21 protein-coding genes are annotated in these 21,867 nt (G+C 64.6%); 8 read left to right on the top strand and 13 right to left on the bottom strand.

Annotated features, from left to right (window positions below; all coding sequences use genetic code 11):
• Positions 1–106 precede the first annotated feature (106 nt).
• The 6 genes from ACVOLO_RS16345 to ACVOLO_RS16320 all read right to left on the bottom strand — a co-directional run bounded on the left by ACVOLO_RS16345 (position 107) and on the right by ACVOLO_RS16320 (position 5,120).
• Positions 107–856, bottom strand: coding sequence for a flagellar basal body rod protein FlgF (locus tag ACVOLO_RS16345; RefSeq protein WP_481571377.1), 750 nt, complete (start codon positions 854–856; stop codon positions 107–109).
• A gap of 157 nt (positions 857–1,013) precedes the next feature.
• A complete protein-coding gene (flgE, locus tag ACVOLO_RS16340) occupies positions 1,014–2,234 on the bottom strand; it encodes a flagellar hook protein FlgE (protein ID WP_481571376.1) in 1,221 nt (406 codons plus the stop codon).
• Between the two features lie 32 nt (positions 2,235–2,266).
• Positions 2,267–2,938 carry a flagellar hook assembly protein FlgD gene (locus ACVOLO_RS16335; RefSeq protein WP_481571375.1) on the bottom strand — a complete coding sequence of 224 codons (672 nt, stop codon included), beginning with the start codon at positions 2,936–2,938 and terminating at the stop codon, positions 2,267–2,269.
• A gap of 26 nt (positions 2,939–2,964) precedes the next feature.
• Positions 2,965–3,372 carry a flagellar basal body rod protein FlgC gene (flgC, locus tag ACVOLO_RS16330; RefSeq protein ID WP_057633232.1) on the bottom strand — a complete coding sequence of 136 codons (408 nt, stop codon included), beginning with the start codon at positions 3,370–3,372 and terminating at the stop codon, positions 2,965–2,967.
• Between the two features lie 11 nt (positions 3,373–3,383).
• Entirely contained in the window at positions 3,384–3,782 is a 399-nt protein-coding gene (gene flgB / locus ACVOLO_RS16325; RefSeq protein WP_481571374.1) for a flagellar basal body rod protein FlgB, read from the bottom strand.
• A 393-nt stretch (positions 3,783–4,175) separates the two neighbouring features.
• A complete protein-coding gene (locus ACVOLO_RS16320; protein ID WP_481571373.1) occupies positions 4,176–5,120 on the bottom strand; it encodes a chemotaxis protein in 945 nt (314 codons plus the stop codon).
• Between the two features lie 112 nt (positions 5,121–5,232).
• On the opposite strand from ACVOLO_RS16320, the gene flgA reads away from it, so the two are divergent.
• The 4 genes from flgA to ACVOLO_RS16300 all read left to right on the top strand — a co-directional run bounded on the left by flgA (position 5,233) and on the right by ACVOLO_RS16300 (position 7,896).
• Positions 5,233–5,877, top strand: coding sequence for a flagellar basal body P-ring formation chaperone FlgA (flgA, locus tag ACVOLO_RS16315; protein WP_481571372.1), 645 nt, complete (start codon positions 5,233–5,235; stop codon positions 5,875–5,877).
• 65 nt (positions 5,878–5,942) lie between these two features.
• Positions 5,943–6,245, top strand: a complete 303-nt coding sequence (flgM, locus tag ACVOLO_RS16310; RefSeq protein WP_481571371.1) for a flagellar biosynthesis anti-sigma factor FlgM — start codon at positions 5,943–5,945, stop codon at positions 6,243–6,245.
• Positions 6,242–6,580 (top strand): flagellar protein FlgN, encoded by a 339-nt coding sequence (locus ACVOLO_RS16305; protein WP_481571370.1) that lies wholly within the window; start codon positions 6,242–6,244, stop codon positions 6,578–6,580. Before flgM ends, ACVOLO_RS16305 begins: the two co-directional genes overlap by 4 nt.
• 95 nt (positions 6,581–6,675) lie before the next feature.
• A complete protein-coding gene (locus tag ACVOLO_RS16300; RefSeq protein WP_481571369.1) occupies positions 6,676–7,896 on the top strand; it encodes an ATP-binding protein in 1,221 nt (406 codons plus the stop codon).
• A gap of 105 nt (positions 7,897–8,001) precedes the next feature.
• Here ACVOLO_RS16300 and ACVOLO_RS16295 read toward each other — a convergent pair whose 3' ends face one another.
• Together ACVOLO_RS16295 and ACVOLO_RS16290 are read right to left on the bottom strand one after the other, a co-directional pair.
• On the bottom strand, positions 8,002–9,729 hold the full coding sequence (locus tag ACVOLO_RS16295; RefSeq protein ID WP_481571368.1) for an EAL domain-containing protein: 1,728 nt from the start codon (positions 9,727–9,729) through the stop codon (positions 8,002–8,004).
• 24 nt (positions 9,730–9,753) lie between these two features.
• Positions 9,754–10,842, bottom strand: a complete 1,089-nt coding sequence (locus tag ACVOLO_RS16290) for a sensor histidine kinase (protein ID WP_481571367.1) — start codon at positions 10,840–10,842, stop codon at positions 9,754–9,756.
• 291 nt (positions 10,843–11,133) lie between these two features.
• Here ACVOLO_RS16290 and ACVOLO_RS16285 point away from each other — a divergent pair, with 291 nt between their 5' ends.
• Together ACVOLO_RS16285 and ACVOLO_RS16280 are read left to right on the top strand one after the other, a co-directional pair.
• Positions 11,134–13,902, top strand: coding sequence for a bifunctional diguanylate cyclase/phosphodiesterase (locus ACVOLO_RS16285; RefSeq protein ID WP_481571366.1), 2,769 nt, complete (start codon positions 11,134–11,136; stop codon positions 13,900–13,902).
• Between the two features lie 447 nt (positions 13,903–14,349).
• Positions 14,350–14,595: a hypothetical protein gene (locus ACVOLO_RS16280; protein ID WP_481571365.1), complete on the top strand. Its 246-nt coding sequence runs from the start codon at positions 14,350–14,352 to the stop codon at positions 14,593–14,595.
• A gap of 125 nt (positions 14,596–14,720) precedes the next feature.
• Here ACVOLO_RS16280 and ACVOLO_RS16275 read toward each other — a convergent pair whose 3' ends face one another.
• The 5 genes from ACVOLO_RS16275 to ACVOLO_RS16255 form a co-directional block, all read right to left on the bottom strand.
• Positions 14,721–15,911 carry a methyl-accepting chemotaxis protein gene (locus ACVOLO_RS16275; RefSeq protein WP_481571364.1) on the bottom strand — a complete coding sequence of 397 codons (1,191 nt, stop codon included), beginning with the start codon at positions 15,909–15,911 and terminating at the stop codon, positions 14,721–14,723.
• 125 nt (positions 15,912–16,036) lie between these two features.
• A complete protein-coding gene (hflD, locus tag ACVOLO_RS16270; protein WP_481571363.1) occupies positions 16,037–16,651 on the bottom strand; it encodes a high frequency lysogenization protein HflD in 615 nt (204 codons plus the stop codon).
• Between the two features lie 10 nt (positions 16,652–16,661).
• Positions 16,662–17,783, bottom strand: a complete 1,122-nt coding sequence (gene mnmA, locus ACVOLO_RS16265; protein ID WP_481571362.1) for a tRNA 2-thiouridine(34) synthase MnmA — start codon at positions 17,781–17,783, stop codon at positions 16,662–16,664.
• Positions 17,780–18,241 (bottom strand): NUDIX hydrolase, encoded by a 462-nt coding sequence (locus ACVOLO_RS16260; RefSeq protein ID WP_481571361.1) that lies wholly within the window; start codon positions 18,239–18,241, stop codon positions 17,780–17,782. Before ACVOLO_RS16260 ends, mnmA begins: the two co-directional genes overlap by 4 nt.
• Positions 18,242–18,243: 2 nt before the next feature.
• Positions 18,244–18,720: a YbjN domain-containing protein gene (locus ACVOLO_RS16255; RefSeq protein WP_481571360.1), complete on the bottom strand. Its 477-nt coding sequence runs from the start codon at positions 18,718–18,720 to the stop codon at positions 18,244–18,246.
• Positions 18,721–18,824: 104 nt separating this feature from the next.
• Here ACVOLO_RS16255 and clpS point away from each other — a divergent pair, with 104 nt between their 5' ends.
• Complete coding sequence (gene clpS / locus ACVOLO_RS16250) at positions 18,825–19,145, top strand: ATP-dependent Clp protease adapter ClpS (protein WP_481571359.1); 321 nt, start codon at positions 18,825–18,827, stop codon at positions 19,143–19,145.
• A gap of 316 nt (positions 19,146–19,461) precedes the next feature.
• Positions 19,462–21,744 (top strand): ATP-dependent Clp protease ATP-binding subunit ClpA, encoded by a 2,283-nt coding sequence (gene clpA / locus ACVOLO_RS16245; protein WP_481571358.1) that lies wholly within the window; start codon positions 19,462–19,464, stop codon positions 21,742–21,744.
• Positions 21,745–21,867 lie beyond the last annotated feature (123 nt).

The following is a 21,867-nucleotide window of genomic DNA, read 5'->3' as shown; positions in this document are numbered from 1 at the left end:
GGGCGTTCAGCGAGCCGCGAACCCGTGGTTCGCAAACGTCTCGCTTCACCCCGCGAGGGGAGAGGGGCTTTGAAAGCTTAGGTTCTGCTGGCGTTAGTCGCAGGCTTTAACCATTCAACCGCAACAGCGAGTTCGCACTGCGCGCGTTCTCGTCACCGTGCTTGATCACCTTCACCTGCATCTCGAACTGACGTTGCAACTGGATCATCTGCACCAATGCACCGGCGGCATCGACGTTGCTGGATTCCAGCATGCCGCTGTCCAGCGCCTTGCCCTGGCGTTGCGCGAAGGGCTGTGTTGGATCGGTGTTGCGCATCAGGCCATCAAGGCCGCGCGTCAATCGTTCGTCGGCGGCATCCACCACCCGCAGGCGGCCGACCATCGCCATCGTCTGCGGGCCTTCGCCCAGCGGAATGATCGACAAGGTGCCGTCATGGCCGATCTCGATGGCCTGGTGCGGCGGCACCGCAACCGGGTTGCCGTTGTCATCGAGCACCGCATTGCCTTCGGCAGTGACCAGCTGGCCGTTGGGTGTCAACGACAACGCGCCACCGCGTGTATACGCCTCGCTGCCGTCAGCGGACTGCACCGCCAGCCAACTGCCTGGCTGCAGCGACAGATCCAGCGCATTGCCGGTGATCTGTTGCGCACCGACGCGGCGGTTGAAACCGGCATCCACATGCAGCGCATCCACCCGCGACGGAAAGCCCGGGCCCTGGATGCGGAATGCCTCCGTATTGGCCAGCGCTTCCTTGAAGCCCGGCGTGTCGGAGTTGGCCAGGTTATGCGACACAGTGGCCTGCGCCTGCAGTGAAGCGCGGGCGCCGGTCATGGCGACGTAGAGGGCTTTGTCCATGGGCGGGGATTCGGGATCAGGGATTAGGGATTGGTAGAAGCAGAAGCCGGGGCCGTTCGGTTCAGCGAACGGAGCCAATGAAAGGCAGTGTTGGAATCGGATCAGGGATCAGCCAAGCGCAGGCCAATCCCCAATCTCAACTCCCCAATCCCAGCAGTTAACGGATATTGATGATCGTCTGCGTGATCTGGTCCTGGGTGGAGACCATCTGCGCATTGGCCTGGAAGTTGCGCTGGGCCACGATCATGTTCACCAGTTGCTCGGTCAGGTCTACCGTGGAAGCCTCCAGCGAACCGGCCTGGATCTGGCCCAGGTCCGAGGTGTCAGGTGCGCCGGTGCGCGGGGTGCCGGAGGAGAACGTCTCGGCCCACAGGTTGTTGCCCTGGTTCTGCAGCCCCTGCGGGTTGTTGAACGTGGTCAATGCGACCTGGCCCAGCGCCTTGTCATCGCCATTGGTGTAGCGCGCATACACCACGCCTTCTTCGGAGATGCTGATCTCGTTGAGCTTGCCGGCGGCATAGCCGTCCTGGCGGGTGTCGCGCACCGCGAATTTCTCGCCGTACTGGGTCGAGCCGGAGGCATCCAGGGTCAGGTTGACGACGCCCGCGCCGGTGCTCGGGGTGAACGGATCAAGGGTGATGCGGCCATCGGTGGGGCTGGTCAGTGCGCCACTGTCGGAGAACTGCAGCAGCGTCGGCGCACCGGCCGGCTGGCCATCGACATAGTTGTGTACCTGCCACTCGTTTGCGTTGGCGGTCTTCACGAAGTACGACGTCTGTATGTGGCTCACGCCCAGCGAGTCGTATACGGTCACGCCGCCGGTGGAATGGTTGTAGGTGTTGGAGTCGGCAGGGTCGAAGGTGCCGATGCTCGGCTCGGCGGCGTTGCCGGGCAGGGTGAAGGCCATGTTGACCAGGCTGCTCTGCCGGGGCGGGCTGTCGGTGGTGAGCAACTGCAGGTCGGTCAGGCGGCCGTTGAACGAAGTACCGTCCGCGTTCGGCGCGAACACCTGCAGACGCGCGCCCTGCGGGTTTACGACGTAGCCGTTGTTGTCGGTCTGGAAATTGCCGGCACGCGAATACACCCGCGCACCGTTCATGTTCAGGGTGAAGAAGCCTTCGCCTTCGACCGCCAGGTCCAGGCTGCGCCCGGTCTGGTCGATGTTGCCCTGTGAAAACTGCTGGGCAACGTTGGTCAGGCGCACGCCAGCACCCACCGCATTGCGCGACAGGCCGTAGCTGGTGGCGCTGAACAGGTCGGCGAACTCGGCACGCGACTCTTTGAAGCCGGTGGTGTTGACGTTGGCGATGTTGTTGGCGGTGACGTTCAGGTCGGCGTTGGCGGCATTGATGCCGGACAGCGATACGTTGAAGCCCATGAGGTCTACTCCTGCGGGATGCGTGGTTTGGCTCAGCTGATGCGGAGCACGTAGTCGAGCGGGGCGGTGCCCAGGCCCTTGAGGTTCAGGTACAGCCCGTCGGCGCCGACGGTCACGCTTTCCACTTCGGCCTGTACATAGGTGTTGAGCTTGCTCTGTGCACCGGCGGTATCGGTGTGGGTGGCGGTGATGGTGTAACTGCCGGGCGGCATGCGCTTGCCATCGGCATCGGTACCGTCCCAGTTGAAGGACACCTCGCCGGCGGCATCGGCTGGCACGCTCAGCTGATCCACCTTCATGCCATTGGCATCGGTGATGTCGATGGTCACCGTGCCGGCGCCGGGTGCGGCAACGGTGCCGGTGGCGCCGCCTTCGGCTTCCAGTGACAGCTTGGTCGATGGCACCAGCACCTCATGGCCAACCAGGGCCGCGCCACGCAGGATCTGGTCGCTGGACATCGACTGCTGGAAACCCTTGACCGTGCTGTTGAGGTCGCTGATGCCCTGCACCGTGGACAGCTGCGCCATCTGCGCGACCATCTGGCTGTTGTCCATCGGCTTGAGCGGATCCTGGTGCTGCAGCTGGGTGGTCATCAGGCGCATGAAATCTGCCTGGTCCAGGGTGTCCTTCTTCTTTGTCGAGGCGGCGTTCGGCGCATTGAGGCCGAGCGAGCTGTAGAGATCGGTGTTGACGCCCGTACTCATGGCGGCGGTTTCCTTCAGTGGTGGGCTCAGCGGCCCATGGTCAGCGTGGCCAGGGCAAGTTCCTTGGCGGTACTGAGCATTTCCACGCCGGCCTGGTAATTGCGCGAGGTGGAGATCAGGTTGACCATCTGCGCCACCGGATCCACGTCCGGTGCGTAGACATAGCCATCGCCATCGGCCAGCGGATGATTGGGTTCGTAGCGTTTGATCGGCGGCGCGTCGCTCTGCACCACTTCCTTGACCTGCACGCCGGTCAGGTTGGGGTCGGTACGGCTGGTGACGGCCTGGAAGATGGGTTCCAGCGGCCGGTACACCGCATCCGGCGAGCCGGCCACGGAGTCGGCATTGGACAGGTTCGAGGCAATGGTGCTCATGCGCACCGACTGCGCCTTCAGCGCGGAGCCGGCGATATCGAAGATCGGCAGGTTACTCACGGCAGCGCCCCTTATTGGCCGGTGATCGCGGTGAGCATGCCGCGCACCTTGGATTCAACGAAGCTCAGCGACGCGCGGTATTCCAGCGCGGCGCGGCCGTAGGCGGCACGTTCGGCATCCGGATCAACGGTGTTGCCGTCCAGGCTGGGCTGGGCGGCCTCGCGGGTGATCTGGAACGGGTTGAGCCCGTCACCGCCAATGGCGAAATGCTGTTCGGCGGTGGTGGTCATCAAGCCGTTGCCGGCCGCGCCCTGGGCATGGCGCAGGGCCGCATCGAAGTCCAGATCACGGGCCTTGTAGCCGGGGGTGTCGACGTTGCTCAGGTTGCTGGCGATCAGCTTCATGCGCTGCTCGCGCAACGGCATGGCCTGGGCGTGGATGCCCAGGTAATCGGAAATCAGGTTGGCCATGTGGAACCTCCCACGGAACGTTGCCGGGGAAGTTGCAAGGCCTGTGCCAGACGGGTTGGCTAGAGAAGGGCTGAGCGTGGAGCAGAAGCCGAAGCCCCCTCATCCGCCCTTTGGGCACCTTCCCCCAAAAAGGGGGCTGCAGTCCCGCAAGCGGGGGAAGGGACTGGGTTTCCTGCCCGGTCTCCAAACTGGCACGTCACTGCCCCAACTTCCCCTACCCGGAAGAAGCGGGTCTCGAATGTCGGCCGAAGTAGCAATCTTTCAGCCGAGCCGGATGGCCACAGCGCCATTCCCTTCTCCCGCCTGCGGGACTGCAGCCCCCCTTTTTGGGGGAAGGTGCCCGAAGGGCGGATGAGGGGAAGCCTTTTGCTCTACAAACCCTTCAAACCAGGCTCAAGCGGCCGCAGCCACGTGCCGCAGCCGGGTCAGCACGAAGTCCGCCAGCTCATGCGGGCTGTACTTGGCCACGAATGCATTGGCGCCCACGCGCTCGACCATGGCGTTGTTGAACACGCCCGACAGGGAGGTGTGCAGCAGCACATACAGCCCGGCCAAACCCGCGTGGCGGCGGATTTCCGTCGTCAGCGTGTAGCCGTCCATCGCCGGCATCTCGATGTCCGAGATCACCATGGCATAGCGCTCTGCCGGGTTTTCGCCGGCGGCATGGATCTGCAGCAGGTGCTCCAGCGCCTGCTTGCCGTCGGAGAGCAGGGTGGCGGTGACGCCCAGTTGATCCAGCACACTGCGGATCTGCTGCCGCGCCACACGCGAGTCGTCCACCACCAGCACCTGCAACGGCGGCGCATCGGCGGGCAACGCCATGGACGGGTCCAGCACGGCTTCGCCGCGCAGCTGGGCGATGTCGGCCAGCACGCTCTCCACGTCGATCACCTGGATCAGCTCGCCCTGGAAACGTGTCACCGCGGTCAAGTACGTGGACTCGGCCCCCAGCTCCGGCGGCGGCTGGATGTCTTCCACCGCGATATTGACGATCCGCTCCACGCCACTGACCAGGAAACCCTGTACCGAGCGGTTGAACTCGGTGACCACCAGGTAGCCCGGCGAACGGTCGGCGTCCGGTTCGCGCTCCGGGTGGCCGATGGCCAGGCCCAGATCCAGCACCGGCACCGAGCGCCCGCGGACATCGGCCACGCCGGCAAACTGCGCAGGCAAGCCTGGCACCTGGAACAGCCCGGGCCGGCGCAGGACTTCCTGCACCTTGAATACATTCACGCCAAAAAGCTGACGGCCACCCAGGCGGAACAGCAGCAGAGCCAGGCGATTGTGGCCAGCCAGTCGCGTGCGCTGGTCGATGCGGTTGAGCAGGTCTTGTGACATGCAGCCTGTATCGGCGGGCAGGGCACGCAACTTGAGTGCCGCTGAATACCCGTTCTGGCACGACGCTTGCCTGTTCCTGGGCGTACTTCAATCGCCGGGAGGCTCTGCCCGCATGCGCCTGCTTCTATCTTTATGTCTGCTGTTGCCGCTTTCGGCCTGGGGCAGTGCATTTCAGCCGGTGGAAACCATCCGCCTGGCCGCCTTGTCCACGCTGGCGCCCGGCGAAGAGGGCGAGGCCGGGGTTGATGCCGGCTTGCGTCTGCCGGCCTGTCCGGCGCCGCTTCAGGCACGGGCCACCGCCAACACCACGGTCGAGGTGTCCTGCCCGCAGGGCAGCGGCTGGCGCCTGTTCGTGCCGGTGAAAGTCCGTCGTGAGCAACAGGTGCTGGTGCTCAACCGTGGCGTGGCCGCTGGAGAAACCCTCGGCCCGGCCGATATCGGTACCGTGAAGCGCGACACCGCACGCATCGCCGGGGCGGTGTTGTCGGCGCCGGAGGCGGCGGTGGGGCAGGTGGCCCGCCGCGCCCTGTCAGCGGGCAGCCTGCTCTCCGCGACCGACCTGGTGGCGCCGCGCATCGTGCGACGGGGTGACAATGTGGCCCTGGTGGCACGCCGCGGTGGCGTGGAGGTACGGGTCGCCGGGCGTGCACTGGGCGATGCCGGCGCCGGTGAGCGGGTGTCGGTGGAAAATCTGTCTTCACGCCGGGTGATGCAGGGTATAGCGGGGCCGGGCGGCGATGTGCTTGTCACCCGATAATTTCCGCTAAAGAAGTTCCGGCCACTGCCGTTATCGTTTTTGAACCGAATCAGGATTTCCGTCACATGAGCCAGAAAATCGACGGTGGAATCGCTGCCGCAGCGCAACTGCGCAGTGTTGCAGTCAACACCAAGCCAGCCCCGGCCGGCGAAGCCAAGACCCAGGCCGTGCAGTCCGTTGACAGCGTGCGCCTGACGGATGAGGCCACGCAGTTGCAGGCGATGCAGCGCGATCTGAGTGCGGCCCCGGCCATCGATGCCGCCCGCGTGCAGGCCGTTCGCGAAGCACTGGAAAATGGCAGCTACCGGATCGATCCGAACGCCATTGCATCGCGCATGCTGGATCTGGACCAGCAGCTGCGCGGATGAACCTCACCATGGGCGATCCGCTGCAGCAGTTGAGCGAAGCGCTGGAAGGCGAGCAGCGCGCCTTGGTGGAGCACGATGTTGCTGCGCTGGTCACCGCCACCGGCAGGAAGCTTGATGCCCTGCGTGAGCTGGAGCGGAACCCGCCGTTGCATGAAGCCGCACGCCTGAAGGAGCTTGCCGAGCGCAACCACGCCAACGGCGTGCTGTTGTCCCGGCGCCGCCGCGAGGTCAACTGGGCGCTGCGCCAGCTGGGCCGCAGCGAAGACGCCCCGGCCTACGATGCCAAGGGCCAGGCGCAGACGGTCCATGCGCGCCGCCCGCTCGCGGTGGCCTGAGCCCCGCTGCCTGCTGGCCGCCCCTGCTGCGGGGCGGCAACCCCGCTGCGCATCCGGCTATAGTGACGGCCCGTTCTCCCGCCGTGCCTGTTGCCGTGACCCAGACGACCCATTCCCCGCTTGTTTCCCTGCCGTCCCAGGCCGCGCTGCGTGCACTCGGTGAACAGGTAAGACACGGCATGCTGGTGTTCAACGGCAAGTTCGAGGTCAGCATTGCCAACCGGCTGGTGCGGGAGCTGTTTGGTGTCGATGAGCAGGGCAGTGCAGCGCTCGGCCGCGAGCTGGAAGCCCTGCTGCCCCCGTATGCATTGGCGCAGTCGCGGGAAACCGGCACCTGGAGCGGCAGCCTGCCGATCGGCGAGCGGGTGATCACCGTTCACCTGCATCACCATGCCGAAGCCGGTAGCGAAGCCTTTCTTGCGCTGTTCCAGCACATCGAAGGGCCGGAGGATTACGAACGCGAGCTGCAGCAACGGCATGCCGAACTCCGCCAGGCCTACCTGCGTTTGAATGGCGCCCAGGAAAAGCTGCTGCAGTCGGAGAAAATGGCCTCCATCGGCCAGCTGGCCGCCGGCGTTGCCCATGAGATCAACAACCCCATCGGCTACGTGCATTCCAACCTGGGCAGCTTGCAGGAATACCTGCGCAGCCTGTTCACGGTGATTGAATCCTACGAGCGTGCCCTGCGTGCGCCGGACCCCAAGGCGCTGATCGACGAGATCGACGACATCCGCAACCGCCTGGATATCGACTTCATCAGCCGTGACCTGCCGCAGTTGATGGCCGAATCGCGCGAAGGCATCGAGCGGGTCACCCGCATCGTGCGTGACCTGAAGGATTTCTCGTACTCCGGCCGCGACGAGTCCTGGAAGCTGGTGGATCTGCATGCCGGCCTTGAATCGACCATCAACATCATCTGGAACGAGCTCAAGTACAAGGTGACGCTGGAACGCCGTTACGGCGAACTGCCGATGATCGAGTGCCTGCCGTCGGAGTTGAACCAGGTCTACATGAACCTGCTGCTCAATGCCGGCCACGCCATTGCCGAGCGCGGCAACATCGTGGTCAGTACCGGCGTGGAGGGGGATGAAGTGTGGGTGGAGTTCCAGGACGACGGCGCCGGTATTTCGGCGGACCTGCGGCAACGCATCTTCGACCCGTTCTTCACCACCAAGCCGGTCGGCAGTGGCACCGGCCTTGGCCTGTCGATCTCCTACGGCATCATCAACAAGCACCACGGCCGCATCGACCTGCAGAGCACGGTGGGCGAGGGCTCGCGCTTCCGCGTGGTGCTGCCGATCCGCCAGCCGAAGTAGGAGCGGCTTCAGCCGCGAAGCCACCGCGCTTTCCGGCAGGAAACAACGTCAAGCATCCGTCGGCGGGGAGTACAGCTTCGCTGCGTCCCTTGCCAACGGCTGCTTCTATGCCGGAACCCCGCCGCGCTTCTCGTCATGGGTGCGGAATGCCTGGCGGATGTGCTCGCGCAGTTCGTCGTCGTTCCACGGCTTGGTCAGGAAACGATAGATCGCGCCACGGTTGATCGCGTCGGTAACGGTATTCAGATCCGTGTAGCCGGACAGCACCAGGCGGATCGTGTCCGGGTACAGCATCTTCACCCGGCCCAGAAATTCGGTGCCGCTCATGTCGCTCATGCGCTGGTCGGAAAGGATTACCTGCACGTCGTTGATCGCCAGCAGATCGAAGGCGTCACGCACGTTGCCAGCGGCCAGAATCCGGTAGCCGTCGCGGCGGAACAGGCGCACCAGCGAGCGCAGCACGTTTTCCTCGTCGTCGAGCAGCAGCAGGGTGCGGTCCGGGCGCGTTTCGGCAAAGGCCTCCGGGCGCAGATAGCGCCGGCGCAAGGTCATGCCGGCGGCATCGGCCGACATCGGCTCACCGAACAGATAGCCCTGGAACACGTCGCAGTCGTTGCGGCGCAGGAAGCCCAGTTGCGCCTGCGATTCCACGCCGTTGGCAATCACGGTCATGCCCAGCTGGTGGCCCATGGCGATGATGGCGCGGCTGATGGCCGCCTCGCGGTTTGCAGCCGGCGCGCTCTTGATGAAACTGCGGTCGATCTTGAGCTTGTCCACCGGATAGCGCACCAGCGCACTCAGGCTGGAATCGCCCGTACCGAAGTTGTCCAGGCTCAGGCTGATGCCCTCGTTGCGCAGGTTGGCCAGGGTTTCGTGGACAAAGTTCACGTTGTTGGTGAGCGCGCTTTCATTGATTTCCAGCGTCAGCATGCGCGGCGGCACGCCGATGGACTGCAGCGCGGCCATCACCTCGGTGAAGAAGTTGGGCCGCAGCAGCTGCAGCGTGGACACGTTGACCGAAACGTTGAAGTCCTCAAAGCCCTGGTCGCGCCAGGTGCGTGCCTGGCGCAATGACTGCTCCAGCACCCAGCCGCCAATCTGCACGATGATGCCCAGCCGCTCGGCGGTACGCATGAAACGCTCCGGCACCAGCATGCCCAGCGTGGGGGATTGCCAGCGCAGCAGTGCTTCCATGCCCACGACATGGCCATCGCGCGCACTGACCAGGGGTTGGTAGCGCAGGCGCAGCTCACCGTTGTCGATGGCATCCACCAGTTGCCGCGAGATGATGCTTTCGCTGTGTGCACTGCTGGGTTTGTGCAGCACATGCACATGCACGTTGTTGCCGCCTTCGCGGCTGGCCTGGTGCAGTGCGTCCTCGGCCAGGTCAAGCAGGCCCGTTGCGGTGGTGCTGTGTTCCGGGCACAGGCTCACGCCGATCTTGCCGGTGAGGAACAGGGTGTACGGCAGTACCGACAATGGCAGTTCAATCTGCCGGCGGATATGTTCGGCAACCTGCTCCGGCGAGGTGTCGCTGCCGCGTTCGATGGCCAGCAGGAATTCGTCACTGCCATGCCGCCACAACCGCCCACGCCCGGCGAGGAACTCGCGCAGGCGCTCGGCAATCAGCACCAGCGCCTGGTCGCCGACTTCGGCACTCATGTTCTCGTTGACCGAAGCGAAGTGGTCGATGTCCAGATGCAACAGCATCAGCGACGGGCCGTGGCGGTTGGCCGCCTCCACCATCGTCATCAGCTCTGGATTGCCGGCGCCCAGGCGTACCGGCCGGATTTCGGCGCGATCAGGGCGGGGCGGGGGACTGGGGCTCCACATATGAACGTTGTCCTGGATGTTCCGTCAGCGAACGCGGGTATAGGGAAGACGTAGATTGATGCAGGTGCCCTCGCCGGGGGCGGTTTCAATCTGCAGGCTGCCGCCTGCGCTCTGGGCGCGCTCACGCATCACGATCATGCCCAACCCGCGTGGTGCCGTCGGGTCGAAGCCTTCGCCGTCATCCACGACCTGCAGCAGCAATTCACCTTCGCGGCCATCGCGCAGCAGCAGCGACACCTGGCTGGCGCGGGCGTGGCGCAGCGCGTTGGTCAGTCCTTCCTGCGCAATGCGGAAGCACGCCTGCTCCACCTCGTTGCCGGGGCGGTGGGCGAGGGTGTCCACATTGAGCAGCAGCTCGACCGAGGTCGAGCGGAACAGCATGTTGGCTTGCCAGCGCAGTGCCGCTTCCAGCCCCAGTGCGTCCAGTTGCGGTGGCCGCAGCAGCATGGACAGGTTGCGCAGCTTGACGACGGTACAGTCGGCGAGCTCGATGATCTGGTCGATGTCTTCCCGCCTGCGGGCCGTGTTTTCCTCGTCCCGTGCAGCACCGGCAGCCAGCTTCATCGCAGTGATGGCCTGGCCGATGTCGTCATGCAGGTCGCGCGAGATGGAGCGGCGTTCGTCCTCCTGCAACGAGAACAGCCGGCCGGCCATGGCCTGCAGTTCGGCGTTGCTGGCGGCCAGCGCATTGCGGCCGTGCTCCAGCTCGCTCAGGTCATGAATCACGAACAGCCTGCACGGCTGCCCTTCATGCACGATGGGGTGGGAACTGACAGAAGCATTGAAGGCACTGCCGTCGGCACGCTTCAACTGTATCTGCGCCGTTGCAGGCGGCTGGGCAACGTCACTGCCGCTGAAGGTGGCGAACAGGAAGCGACCAATGTCGGCCAGCTCCGGCATCTGCAGCATGTTGGCTGCTGCTGCGTTGGCGTAATGCACCGTGTCCGGGCTGGCGATGACCAGGCCGTCGGGCAGGGCAGCGCCAAGCTGGTCGAGCAAGGGCGGTGCGCCATGGCTGTCACGCGTTGCCTTGATGTGCGGCCCCTTTCTGCGATGCAGGTAAACCAGAGTGGCCGCCAGGAGCAATGCGATGCTGATCACACTCCAGGTCATGGCGACACCCCAACGTTTTCTCCCGAAAGTGTCATTTCTGCAGTGCCGGACATTCCTGCCGATCCCGTTGCCTGCTGCCGGTGACCGCATGCAGCCCGGGCGACAGCGCTGAAAAGCCGTGCGCGGGACGTATGTTGGCCGGGCCGGCATCCATCCATGCAAGGGGGATCGTGGTTAACAAAGTGCCATCTTAACGACTTGTGCGAGGCCGGACGATGGAATGCTCAATTCTGGGCGACACATGCCGTTATCGGTTTAGTCCCCGGTTTGTCGGGTATGGAGATAGAGCGCGTGGATCGCGGCGTAATTGCAAGCCTGCTCAGCCATCCACTGGATGCAGCCCTTGTGCTGCTCGATACGGAAGGCCACCCCCTGGCAGCCAATGTGGCCGCCAGGGAGCTTGGCCTGCCCGGACGCCTGTCACGTTATTCCGGCCCCCTGTCGGATACGCGCCAGCAGGCAGCGATGCAAGGGCCCGTGGCCTGTCCGCTGCCAGGCAGCGACGCATCGCAACCCGGCTGGCTGAGCCGTTTGCAGGCACCGTCCGGCACCCCGTTGGGGTACCTCTATTCGCTGACCAGCGACGTTGCCGCTGCCAACATGCTTTGCCGTATGGCCACGCAGGCAGCCGGTCACGGGCTTTGGGACTGGGACATGGTCGCCGACCGTATCCGCCTTTTCTGCCCGGACGCCGAGCAGGCGCCCACGGCGACAGGCCTGCTCGAACACGTCCATCCTGATGAGCAGGCGCAGGTCAGGCAGGCCTTGGCTGCCCACCTGCAAGATCCGCAGATACCGTTCGCCTGCCAGTTTCGTCTGGGCGATGCACATGGTCGCTGGCGCTGGGTGATCGACAAAGGCAGTGTGATCACCCGCGGCGCCGATGGCACGCCATTGCGCATGGTCGGCACGCGCACGGAGTTGCCATCCCACCGGCCACTGGAAGAAGAATTCCGCTCGCAACTGGCCTTGCTGCAGCGGGCCCAGCAGGCTGCCGGCATGGGCAGTTGGACGTGGGACTGCCGGCAACACCGGATGCATTGGTCAGCCGAGGTTGCTGCCGCCGTCGGCTGGGATGGCGACGCCTTGCCCAGCGGTCGGCAATGGCTGCGACAGGTACCGGCCGAGGCCCGCCAGCATCTGCTCGTCAGCTGGCGCCGCCTGCTGGTTGACCCGCAGCCCCAGTGTTTTGAATTGGCCTGGGGCCTGGACCCGTTGCTCCAGCAGCAGCTGCGGGTGTGGGTGGAACCCGAGTGCGATGCCAATGGCAGGCTGCTGCGTGTGATCGGCCAGGTTCAGAACATCAGCGGCCAACGCCGCACGGATGCGCTCATCCGCTGGCGCACCGAATTGTTGAACCGCGTATCGGCACTGGGCCGCATCGGCGGCTGTGAAATCGAGGTCGAAACGCGCGGCATGCAGTGGACCGAGGAGTGCTACCGCATTCACGGCCTGCGCAAGGCGCCGATCACCTTGGACGAAGCACTGGCGCTGTACACCCCGGATTCGCGCGACAGCTTTGAAGCGGCGTTGCAGCGCATCGTTGATGGCGGTTTGCCGGAGCAGTTGGACCTGTGTTTCTACCGGCCGTCCGGGCAGCGCATCTGGGTGCAGGTGCTGATCGAACTGGACCAGCGCGAAGGCTTGCCGGAGCGGCATGTCGTACTGTTCCGTGACATCACGCGCGAACGCGAGGCGGACGAGCGGATGGAATTGCTCGCCCATTACGACCTGCTCACCGGCCTGCCCAATCGCATGCTGCTGCGGGAGCAGGCCTCGGAAGCAATTCTGGAAGCGCGTGACCGTGGTGCGATCCTGGCCATGTTGTTTGTCGATCTGGATGGTTTCAAGGCCATCAACGACACCTATGGCCACGCCACCGGCGACATCCTGCTGAAGTCCGCTGCATCACGCCTGCATCAAAACCTGCGAAACGCGGACCTGTTTGGCCGCTTCAATGGTGATGAATTCATCGTTGTGCTGCGCAACCTGGTGGAACCGGAAGACGCCGGCCATGTCGCCCGCAAGTTGATCGCCTCGCTGGCCGAGCCCCTCTACCGTGAGGACGTCACTCTCAAGGTGGGAGCCAGCGTCGGCATTGCATTGATGGATGAAAGCCGCAGCGATTTCGACAGCCTGCTGCGCGCGGCCGATGCCGCCATGCACGCGGCCAAGGAAGCCGGCCGCAATACCTACCAGTACTACAGCCAGGACGCGCTGGCCCGGACGCAACGGCGTCTGGATATAGAACATGCCTTGAACGGCGCCATCGATCGCGATGAGTTCAGTCTCGTCTACCAGCCGCTGGTACATGCCACCGGCGACCAGCCACCGTCCATCGAGGCGCTGCTGCGCTGGGACAGTGCACGGCTAGGGTCATGCAGCCCGGCGGAGTTCATCCCCATTGCCGAGAAATGCGGCGAGATCATCCGCATCGGTGACTGGGTGCTGGACGAGGTGTGCCGGCAGGCGCGGGTGTGGCAACAGGCCGGGCTGGTGTTTGATCGCGTTGCGGTGAATGTGTCCGCGTTGCAGCTGCGCGAGCGCGGCTTCGCCGAGCGCGTCATTGCCCTGTGCAACCGGCACGGATGGTCGCCGGAGCGGTTGGAGCTGGAGCTCACCGAATCGGCGCTGATCCGCGATACCGATGCACTGCGGCAGTGTTTCGAGGTGTTCGAGCGGCACGGCGTGCCGCTGGCGGTGGACGATTTCGGCACCGGGTTTTCCAACCTGCACTATCTCAACCGCTTTCCGGTGCAGCGCCTGAAGATCGACCGAAGTTTCGTCCAGGGAATGCTGCACGACACCGGCACCGCGGAAGTAACGCAGGCCATCGTGCACCTGGGGCACGCACTGGGCATGCGAGTGGTGGCTGAAGGCGTGGAAACACCTGCCGAAGCCTCCATGTTGCAACGTCAGGGCTGTGATGAGCTGCAGGGCTATCTGTTCTCTCACCCGCTGCGTCCCCGTGAAATGGTGCAATGGCTGCGCAGCAGCCAGAGCAGCCCGCCGGCCGCGCATCTACTGATGCCGACTGCACAGGCGACGGCATTGCTGTGAGCGGTGCGTCGGCCGGGGCAATCCCCGGTACCGGCGTGCATCGTATTTCAGATGAAGAATGCCGGGATCACATTCCAGCTCACGCCGCTGCAAGTGACTGTGGAAGACGTCCTGGTTCCGGTGCCGGCGCCCGGGTGAATCCCGCACGTCCCTGAGTTCTTTAACGTACAGTTCGTCGCATGCCCGCAGATGGGAAGACGGTGACGGAATGCATCGCGCTCCGCATTCTCCACGCGCCCGCAGCACTGGCGGGCATGTGCGTGTCAGGCTGAAGTGATCTGTCCTGGGTTGTTGCCGGAGATGCATCGGCACGTGTGCCGCAGCGGTGCCAGTCACTTGCAGTCCGCGCCTGGCAATGGATCACCCTGCAGGCTGAAGAGACCGCCGCAACCATGAGGCCACAAGGCTCTTCCGCAGGGAGCAGCTCAATGGCTCATTGCTGATTTCATGCAGAAGGCACTAGCATCACTGACGCTCGCCATTGCCGGTGTGCCGCTGTCGCCGGAAGTGCTTTACCGCGCCGACAAGTCCCAGTCGATGCTGCTCATCAGCCAATCCGGCGCTTCGGCCGGCGGCACGGATTGCGCACGCAGCAGTGCGATCTCCCTGTGCAGGGCATCCTCAAGCGCGATCAGCTGCTGTTGGCGTGCCGGCGCCATTGTGGCTGGCGCCGAGGCAGTGGCCGGTGCATGAAAAGAGGCCTCGGGTTCGGCTGATTGCCCGGCCTTGGTCGATAACGTCATGGTGATCCGGGCTGGATGCATGACAAAGCCCCGGTCATGCGCCGGGGCTTTGCGGGAAAACAGGGCAGGGGGCTATCAGAACAGCTCCACGGTGCCGGCGCCCATGCTCTGCTGCGTCACCGGCTTGTGCGGTGGGCGCTCCCACTCACTGCGCATCTCGCGCAGGCGGGTGCCGGTGCGCTGCAGCGCGGTGACCATTTCCCCGTCGAGTACGCCGCCGTTACGCTGCAACAACTCCTGCAACGCGACAGCTTCGCGGTTGATGGCGCCCAGACGGTCCAGATGGGTGTGCACGCCGCCCAGGGCCTGGGTGGCGATGTCCTCGAACTGCAGGGCACGCACGGCTTCGGCAACGCTGCCATCGATGGCGCGGCCGCATTCGGAAATCTCGCGCATGCCTTCGCCCAGCGAGGCATTGATGGCGGCAACGTTGTCCAGCATCGCGGCCGCTTCCTGGCGTGCTTCACGCGAGCGGTCCATGTCGCGCGAGGCCATGTGCGTAACGGTTTCGCGAACCTTGGCGATGGCGTCCTTGGAGCTGTGCGCCAGCTTGCGGATCTGCTCGTTGAACGTGGTGGAACGCTCGGACAGGTTGCGCACCTCGTCGGCGACCACCGCAAAACCACGGCCGGCTTCACCGGCACGTGCAGCTTCGATGGCGGCATTGAGGGCGAGCAGGTTGGTCTGGTCGGCAATGGACTTCACGTCTTCCAGCAGCGCGAAGATGCCGTCCAGGTGCTGCGCCATCTGGTCGATGTGCTGCACGGTGTTGGAGCTCTGGCCGCTGACCTGCTCCAGCGCTTCCACCAGTTGTTCCATCTGGTGGCTGGCGTGCTGGGCGAAGCGGGCAACGTCCAGGCCGGCGCTGCCGTCTTCCCCGGCGCGGTCAACAATGCGGGCCAGCGCCTGGCTCTGCTGGCGCGAGCGGCGGTTCATGGCATCGAAACTGCCGCCCAGGCCGGCGACCGCCTGGCGGATCAACTCCCGGGCGCGCTCGATCTCGCTGCGCGAGCCGTCGATTTCATTGCTGACGAAATTGCGCAGTTCGTTGAGCAACTGGTCCTGCTCACGCAGCACCTTGGCGTGCTCGGGTGAGCGCTGCGCCTGCGCGTTTACGCTCCACCAGGCAAACACCAGCCAGCTGAGCACCATGGTGGTCAGGATCGCCCAGACGGCGGCCGAAGGCCATGCAAGTGCGGCAGCGAGTGGCAGCAGAAAAGTGAGGGCCAACGGTGCGGCCAGGCGGATTGCAATACGTGAGTACATGGACGTTCTCGGGAGAGTCACGAGTGCAGTATCGGCCGGTGGGCAGGCCTCTTTAGCACCGCGATCACAATCCGTGAACGTTCACCGCAGCCCTCGTCCACAACCGGGCTGCGGTGCGAAAGAACTCAGCGCAGGCGCCTTTCGATTGCTTCGAGCATGGCTTTGCGCGAGAACAGGAAATCCATGTAACTGCCGCCCAGCTGCCGCCAGAGCACCGCTGAACGTACTGCGGCCAGCAGCAGCGCACGGATTTCCGCAACCACTGCGGCCTGGCCCAGGTAATGCGGGTTGCCCTGCACCATGATCTTCGGCTTGAGCTGGCTGATGGTGTCCGCGTACAGGCTGCCCAGCGCGGTCAGGACGTCCGGGTGGCTGCTGTCGCCCAGCTCCTGCGTGCGTACGGCGGCACGTTCAATGCCGGCGGTGACCTTGTCCACGGTGGCGTCTTCGCGCACGAAACGGCGTTCCAGCTGCATCACCGACAACGCCAGGCGCGGCAGCAGGTCATCCTTGCCCTGGTTGCGGAAGTAATCACGCAGCAGGCGCAGGCCGGCATCGACCTGGTTTGGGCTGCCGTAGACCGCAGCCGGTGATGCCGCGTCGATGCGCATCACGCTGTCCATCGCGGTACGCACGATGGCGTTCTCCGAATGGCCGGTTTCAGCGATGCGACGCACCTGCTGCAATGCCTGGGCAATGCCGGCCAGGGCAAGGACGCGGTCATCGATGGAAAAGCTCATGGGTTACCTCTCAAGGGGAAGCGGAAGCGCCCAGACGGCGCTCCAAAGGGGCATCGGTCGCAGTGATCACCGCGCCGCCCAGGCACTGTGCACCGTCGTACAACACCAGCGACTGGCCGGGCGTGACTGCACGTTGCGGGCGGTGGAAGCGCACGTCCAGGGTGCCGTCATCGCGCACCTGCACGCTGCACGGTTCATCCGGCTGGCGGTAGCGGGTCTGCGCGGTGCATTCAAACTGGCGCGAGGGCGGAGCGCCGGCAATCCAGTGCATGGTTTCGCTGCGCAGCCAGTTGGACTGCAGCCACGGGCTGTCATGGCCCTGGTCGACGTAAAGGATGTTGCGTTCCACATCCTTGCCAACCACAAACCACGGCGCGGCCGGACGTCCGCGCACGCCGCCGATGTTCAGGCCCTCGCGCTGCCCCAGGGTGAAATAGAACACGCCCGGGTGACGGGCAATGAACTGCCCCTGCGGATCGTGGATTTCGCCTTCGCGTGCGGGCAGGTACTGGCCGAGGAACTCGCGGAAATCGCGCTCGCCGATGAAGCAGATGCCGGTGGAATCCTTCTTGGCGTGGGTGGGCAGGGCGGCATCGCGGGCGATGCGGCGCAGCTCGCTCTTTTCCAGGTGGCCGATCGGAAACAGGGTTGCTGCCAACTGGTCCTGGCCCAGCTGGTGCAGGAAATAGCTTTGGTCCTTGCCGCGGTCCGCACCGCGCAGCAGCTGCCAATGGCCGCCGGATTTGACCACCTGCGCGTAATGGCCGGTGGCGATGCGCTCGGCGCCCAGTTCGCGGGCAGCATCCAGGAAGTGCTTGAACTTGACCTCGCGGTTGCACAGCACGTCCGGGTTGGGCGTGCGGCCGGCCGCGTACTCGGCCAGGAAGTGCTCGAACACGCCTTGCCAGTATTCGGTGGAAAAATCGCGGAAATGGAAGGGGATGCCCAGCCGGCCGCACACCGCCACCGCATCGCGACGGTCGTCCTCGGCCCGGCAATGGCCGCTGCCGTCGTCAGCCCAGTTCTGCATGAACAGGCCGGCGACATCCAGCCCCTGCTGGACCAGGGCAAGGGCGGCAACGGACGAATCCACGCCACCGGACACACCAACAATCACGCCGGGGCTGCTCACAGCACCTGCCTCACGATCGACAAGGGGTGGCGCTGGCCGGCAAGCCAGTCCGATGCGGTTTGCCACACCAGCGGGCTGCGCAACCGCGCCATGTCGGCCTGCAACTGTGCCGGCGTCAGCCACAGCGCCTGCACGATGCCTGCGTCCAGCGGTTGCTCCGGATGGTGCCGCAGCGGCTCGGCGGCGAAGGCAAAGCGCAGGAACGGCGTGCCGTCGCCGGCCGTCCACTGGTAGGTGCCGATGAAGCCGGTCAGGTGTACGTCCCAGCCGGTCTCCTCGCGGGTTTCGCGTACAGCGGCCTCAAGCAGGCTTTCGTCCGGCTCCAGATGACCGGCCGGCTGGTTCAATACCCGCCGGCCGTTCTTTTCCTCTTCCACCAGCAGCAACTGCCCGGCGCGGGACACCACGGTGGCCACGGTGACCCGTGGCGCCCATCGCTGGGTCTGCAAAGCATTCACGCTCAGTAATCGTCCTTCTTGGTCAGCTCCAGCTCGATGGCATCGGCACTGCGGGACGCAGCATCAATGGCATCGGAAAGCTGCTCGGCGGTGGCGTCGGCATCGATCTTGACCACGAACATGGCCAGATCTTCCTGCTTCACCCAGCTGCCCATCTTGGCCTCGTTGGAGTCTTCCAGCAGGCGGTTGGCAACAGCGGCCGGGAACTGCGGGCTGGGGGACTTGTAGCCCGGTGACCAGATTTCCCGGACGTGGTGGCTGCCGTAGGTCTCCACGTTGGAGCGGACGAACACCATCTGGGTGCGGCCGCCCTCCAGTTCAAACACCAGACGATAGTCGCCGTCTTCGTCGACTTCGTACTTGTACTCCAGCGTATCGAGCAGACGGCCGGTGGCGCGGTCCGGCTCGGCAGCCAGTGCGTTGCCTGCCGCGCCGACCATGACAGCGGCCATTGCGATACTTGCCAGATACTTCTTCATGCGATCCCCATCAGTGGTTGTTTGACCTGCAAATTGTGCGGGGCCGAGGGGGGCTGCGTCCATTGGCAAGCGGGCAGGGCAAGCGGAACCGCTATAATCGGCGGATGCCTTCAACGCCCCAACATGAAAATGACCATGGCCTGCTGGTCGCCCCCGGCAAGCCCGAGATCGCGCCGCCGCCGCAGTACCAGGTGATGTTGCTCAACGACGACTACACACCCATGGACTTCGTGGTGACGGTGTTGCAGAACTTTTTCTCGATGGACATGGACCAGGCCACCCAGGTGATGCTGCACGTCCATACCCGCGGGCGCGGCATCTGCGGCGTTTACAGCCGTGAAGTGGCTGAAACCAAGGTCGCCCTGGTCAATGAATTCTCGCGGATGAACCAACATCCGCTGTTGTGCACGATGGAGCGGGCCTGAGCACCCGGCCCGCCGTCGCGCGGGCCAACTGTCTGCTGCCGGGTGTGCCCGGGCGCGAACCGCACGCCGGTTCCAGTCCCGGCAGTTGCATCCACAAGACGCTTCGGATTGGGAAACTGCATTCCGCGCGGGCGGCCAATTTTCGGCCATTGCCACGCAGCGACGGGCTTTTTGCGGCCCCAAAACTGAATGCCGGATTCACAGCGGCCCCGGTTTGCCGTTTTTTTCTGACGCGGCGTGTACATCCGCGTCGCTAGGGTGCTGGAAAACCCGAGGCTAGGCCGCATATTGTCTCCAACCGGAACCGGAGTGCCCCATGTTCAGTAAAGACCTCGAGCAGACCATTGGTCAGTGCTACAAGCGCGCCCGGGAATCCCGCCATGAATACATGACGGTTGAACATCTGTTGTTGGCCCTGCTTGAAAACGCATCGGCCCAGGCTGTCCTGAAAGCCTCGGGCGCCGACCTTGAGCGCCTGCGCGCCGAGCTGGAAAAGGCGATCAACGCCTCGGTGTCGATCCTGGCCGAAGACGATGGCCGCGATACCCAGCCCACCCTGGGCTTCCAGCGGGTGCTGCAGCGCGCCGTCTACCATGTGCAGTCCTCCGGCAAGAAGGAGGTCACTGGCGCCAACGTGCTGGTGGCGATCTTCGGCGAAAAGGAATCGCACGCGGTCTATTACCTCAACCAGCAGGACGTGACCCGCCTGGACGTGGTCAATTACCTGTCCCACGGCGTGGCCAAGGGCGGCGAAGATGCCGATTCCTCCGCCTCGCTGGACGGCGAAAGCCGCGTGGAAGGAGGCGAGGGCGAATCCAAGGGCGATTCCCTGGCCGAATTTGCCAGCAATCTCAACGAGCAGGCCAAGGCCGGGCGGATTGACCCGCTGGTCGGCCGCCGCGACGAGATTGAACGCACCATCCAGGTGCTGTGCCGCCGCCGCAAGAACAACCCGCTGTACGTGGGTGAGGCCGGCGTGGGCAAGACCGCCATTGCCGAAGGCCTGGCCAAGCGCATTGTCGATGGCGAAGTGCCGGACGTGCTGGCCGATGCGGTGATCTATTCGCTGGACCTGGGTGCGCTGGTTGCCGGCACCAAGTACCGCGGTGATTTCGAGAAGCGCCTGAAGGGCGTGATCACCGCGCTGAAGAAGATCCCCAACGCCGTGCTGTTCATCGATGAGATCCACACCATCATCGGTGCCGGTTCCGCATCGGGCGGCACCATGGACGCTTCCAACCTGATCAAGCCGGCACTGGCTTCCGGCGAGCTGCGCTGCATTGGCTCGACCACGTTCCAGGAATACCGTGGCATTTTCGAGAAGGACCGTGCGCTGGCGCGCCGGTTCCAGAAAATCGACATCGTCGAGCCGACGGTGGGCGAGGCCTACGAGATCCTCAAGGGCCTGCGTCCCAAGTACGAGGCGCACCACAACGTGACCTACGGCGATGACGCGCTGCAGGCAGCGGTGGACCTGTCGGTCAAGCACATCGGCGACCGCCTGTTGCCGGACAAGGCCATCGACGTGATCGACGAGGCCGGCGCGCGCCAGCAGCTGCTGCCCGAGGGCCAGCGCAAGACGCATATCGACATCGAGGAAATCGAAACCATCGTCGCCAAGATGGCGCGGATTCCGGCCAAGCAGGTCACCGCCACCGACAAGGACGTGCTCAAGCACCTGGAGCGTAACCTGAAGATGGTGATCTTTGGCCAGGACCCGGCCATCGACAGCCTGGCTTCGGCCATCAAACTGTCGCGTTCGGGGCTGGGCAACCCGGAGAAGCCGATCGGCAACTTCCTGTTTGCCGGCCCCACCGGCGTGGGCAAGACCGAGGTTACCCGCCAGCTGGCACTGCAACTGGGCATCGAGCTGGTTCGCTTCGACATGAGCGAGTACATGGAGCCGCATTCGGTCAGCCGTTTGATCGGCGCGCCTCCGGGCTATGTCGGCTTTGACCAGGGCGGGCTGCTGACCGAGAAAATCGTCAAGACGCCGCACTGCGTGCTGCTGCTGGACGAGGTGGAAAAAGCGCACCCGGACATCTTCAACATCCTGTTGCAGGTCATGGACCGCGGCATTCTCACCGACACCAACGGCCGCGAAGCCAACTTCAAGAACGTGATCCTGGTGATGACCACCAACGCCGGTGCCGCCCAGGCCGCACGTCGTTCAATCGGCTTCACCAAGCAGGACCACGCCACCGATGCGATGGAGGTCATCCGCAAGAGCTTCACGCCGGAGTTCCGCAACCGCCTGGATGCGGTGGTGCAGTTCCAGCCGCTGGGCTTCGAGCACATCCTGCGGGTGGTGGACAAGTTCCTGATCGAGCTGGAGATGCTGCTGCAGGACAAGCATGTCTCGCTGTCGGCCACGCCGGCCGCACGCGACTGGCTGGCACAGCATGGTTTCGATCCGGAAATGGGCGCCCGCCCGATGAGCCGCGTGATCCAGGACAAGATCAAGCGCCCGCTGGCCGACGAGCTGCTGTTCGGCAAGCTGGTGGACGGCGGCAAGGTCAGCATCGACGTGCGCGACGGCGAGTTGATCGTCGAAACCCAGGCCGAACCGGAGCACCTGCTGCCGGCCACCGTCGAATAAGCCAAGTCAGGCAGCCCCGCGCCACGCAAATCGTGGCGCGGGGCTTTTTTGTAGTGCCGAGCCATGCTCGGCATTGGGGATTTATCGGCAAGGCCCCTGCCGAGCATGGCTCGGCACTACAGG

The sequence above is a fragment of the Stenotrophomonas sp. STEN056 genome (assembly GCF_056759635.1).
The sequence above is the reverse complement of the archived record's forward strand: the minus strand, read 5'-3'. Positions and strand labels throughout refer to the sequence as shown.

What these genes read in the sequence shown, in the direction of transcription:
- ACVOLO_RS16345 (WP_481571377.1), bottom strand. Translation starts at nt 856, where the DNA reads ATGGACAAAGCCCTCTACGTCGCCATGACCGGCGCCCGCGCTTCACTG.
- flgE (WP_481571376.1), bottom strand. Translation starts at nt 2,234, where the DNA reads ATGGGCTTCAACGTATCGCTGTCCGGCATCAATGCCGCCAACGCCGAC.
- ACVOLO_RS16335 (WP_481571375.1), bottom strand. Translation starts at nt 2,938, where the DNA reads ATGAGTACGGGCGTCAACACCGATCTCTACAGCTCGCTCGGCCTCAAT.
- flgB (WP_481571374.1), bottom strand. Translation starts at nt 3,782, where the DNA reads ATGGCCAACCTGATTTCCGATTACCTGGGCATCCACGCCCAGGCCATG.
- ACVOLO_RS16320 (WP_481571373.1), bottom strand. Translation starts at nt 5,120, where the DNA reads ATGTCACAAGACCTGCTCAACCGCATCGACCAGCGCACGCGACTGGCT.
- flgA (WP_481571372.1), top strand. Translation starts at nt 5,233, where the DNA reads ATGCGCCTGCTTCTATCTTTATGTCTGCTGTTGCCGCTTTCGGCCTGG.
- flgM (WP_481571371.1), top strand. Translation starts at nt 5,943, where the DNA reads ATGAGCCAGAAAATCGACGGTGGAATCGCTGCCGCAGCGCAACTGCGC.
- ACVOLO_RS16305 (WP_481571370.1), top strand. Translation starts at nt 6,242, where the DNA reads ATGAACCTCACCATGGGCGATCCGCTGCAGCAGTTGAGCGAAGCGCTG.
- ACVOLO_RS16295 (WP_481571368.1), bottom strand. Translation starts at nt 9,729, where the DNA reads ATGTGGAGCCCCAGTCCCCCGCCCCGCCCTGATCGCGCCGAAATCCGG.
- ACVOLO_RS16290 (WP_481571367.1), bottom strand. Translation starts at nt 10,842, where the DNA reads ATGACCTGGAGTGTGATCAGCATCGCATTGCTCCTGGCGGCCACTCTG.
- ACVOLO_RS16280 (WP_481571365.1), top strand. Translation starts at nt 14,350, where the DNA reads ATGCAGAAGGCACTAGCATCACTGACGCTCGCCATTGCCGGTGTGCCG.
- ACVOLO_RS16275 (WP_481571364.1), bottom strand. Translation starts at nt 15,911, where the DNA reads ATGTACTCACGTATTGCAATCCGCCTGGCCGCACCGTTGGCCCTCACT.
- hflD (WP_481571363.1), bottom strand. Translation starts at nt 16,651, where the DNA reads ATGAGCTTTTCCATCGATGACCGCGTCCTTGCCCTGGCCGGCATTGCC.
- ACVOLO_RS16255 (WP_481571360.1), bottom strand. Translation starts at nt 18,720, where the DNA reads ATGAAGAAGTATCTGGCAAGTATCGCAATGGCCGCTGTCATGGTCGGC.
- clpS (WP_481571359.1), top strand. Translation starts at nt 18,825, where the DNA reads ATGCCTTCAACGCCCCAACATGAAAATGACCATGGCCTGCTGGTCGCC.
- clpA (WP_481571358.1), top strand. Translation starts at nt 19,462, where the DNA reads ATGTTCAGTAAAGACCTCGAGCAGACCATTGGTCAGTGCTACAAGCGC.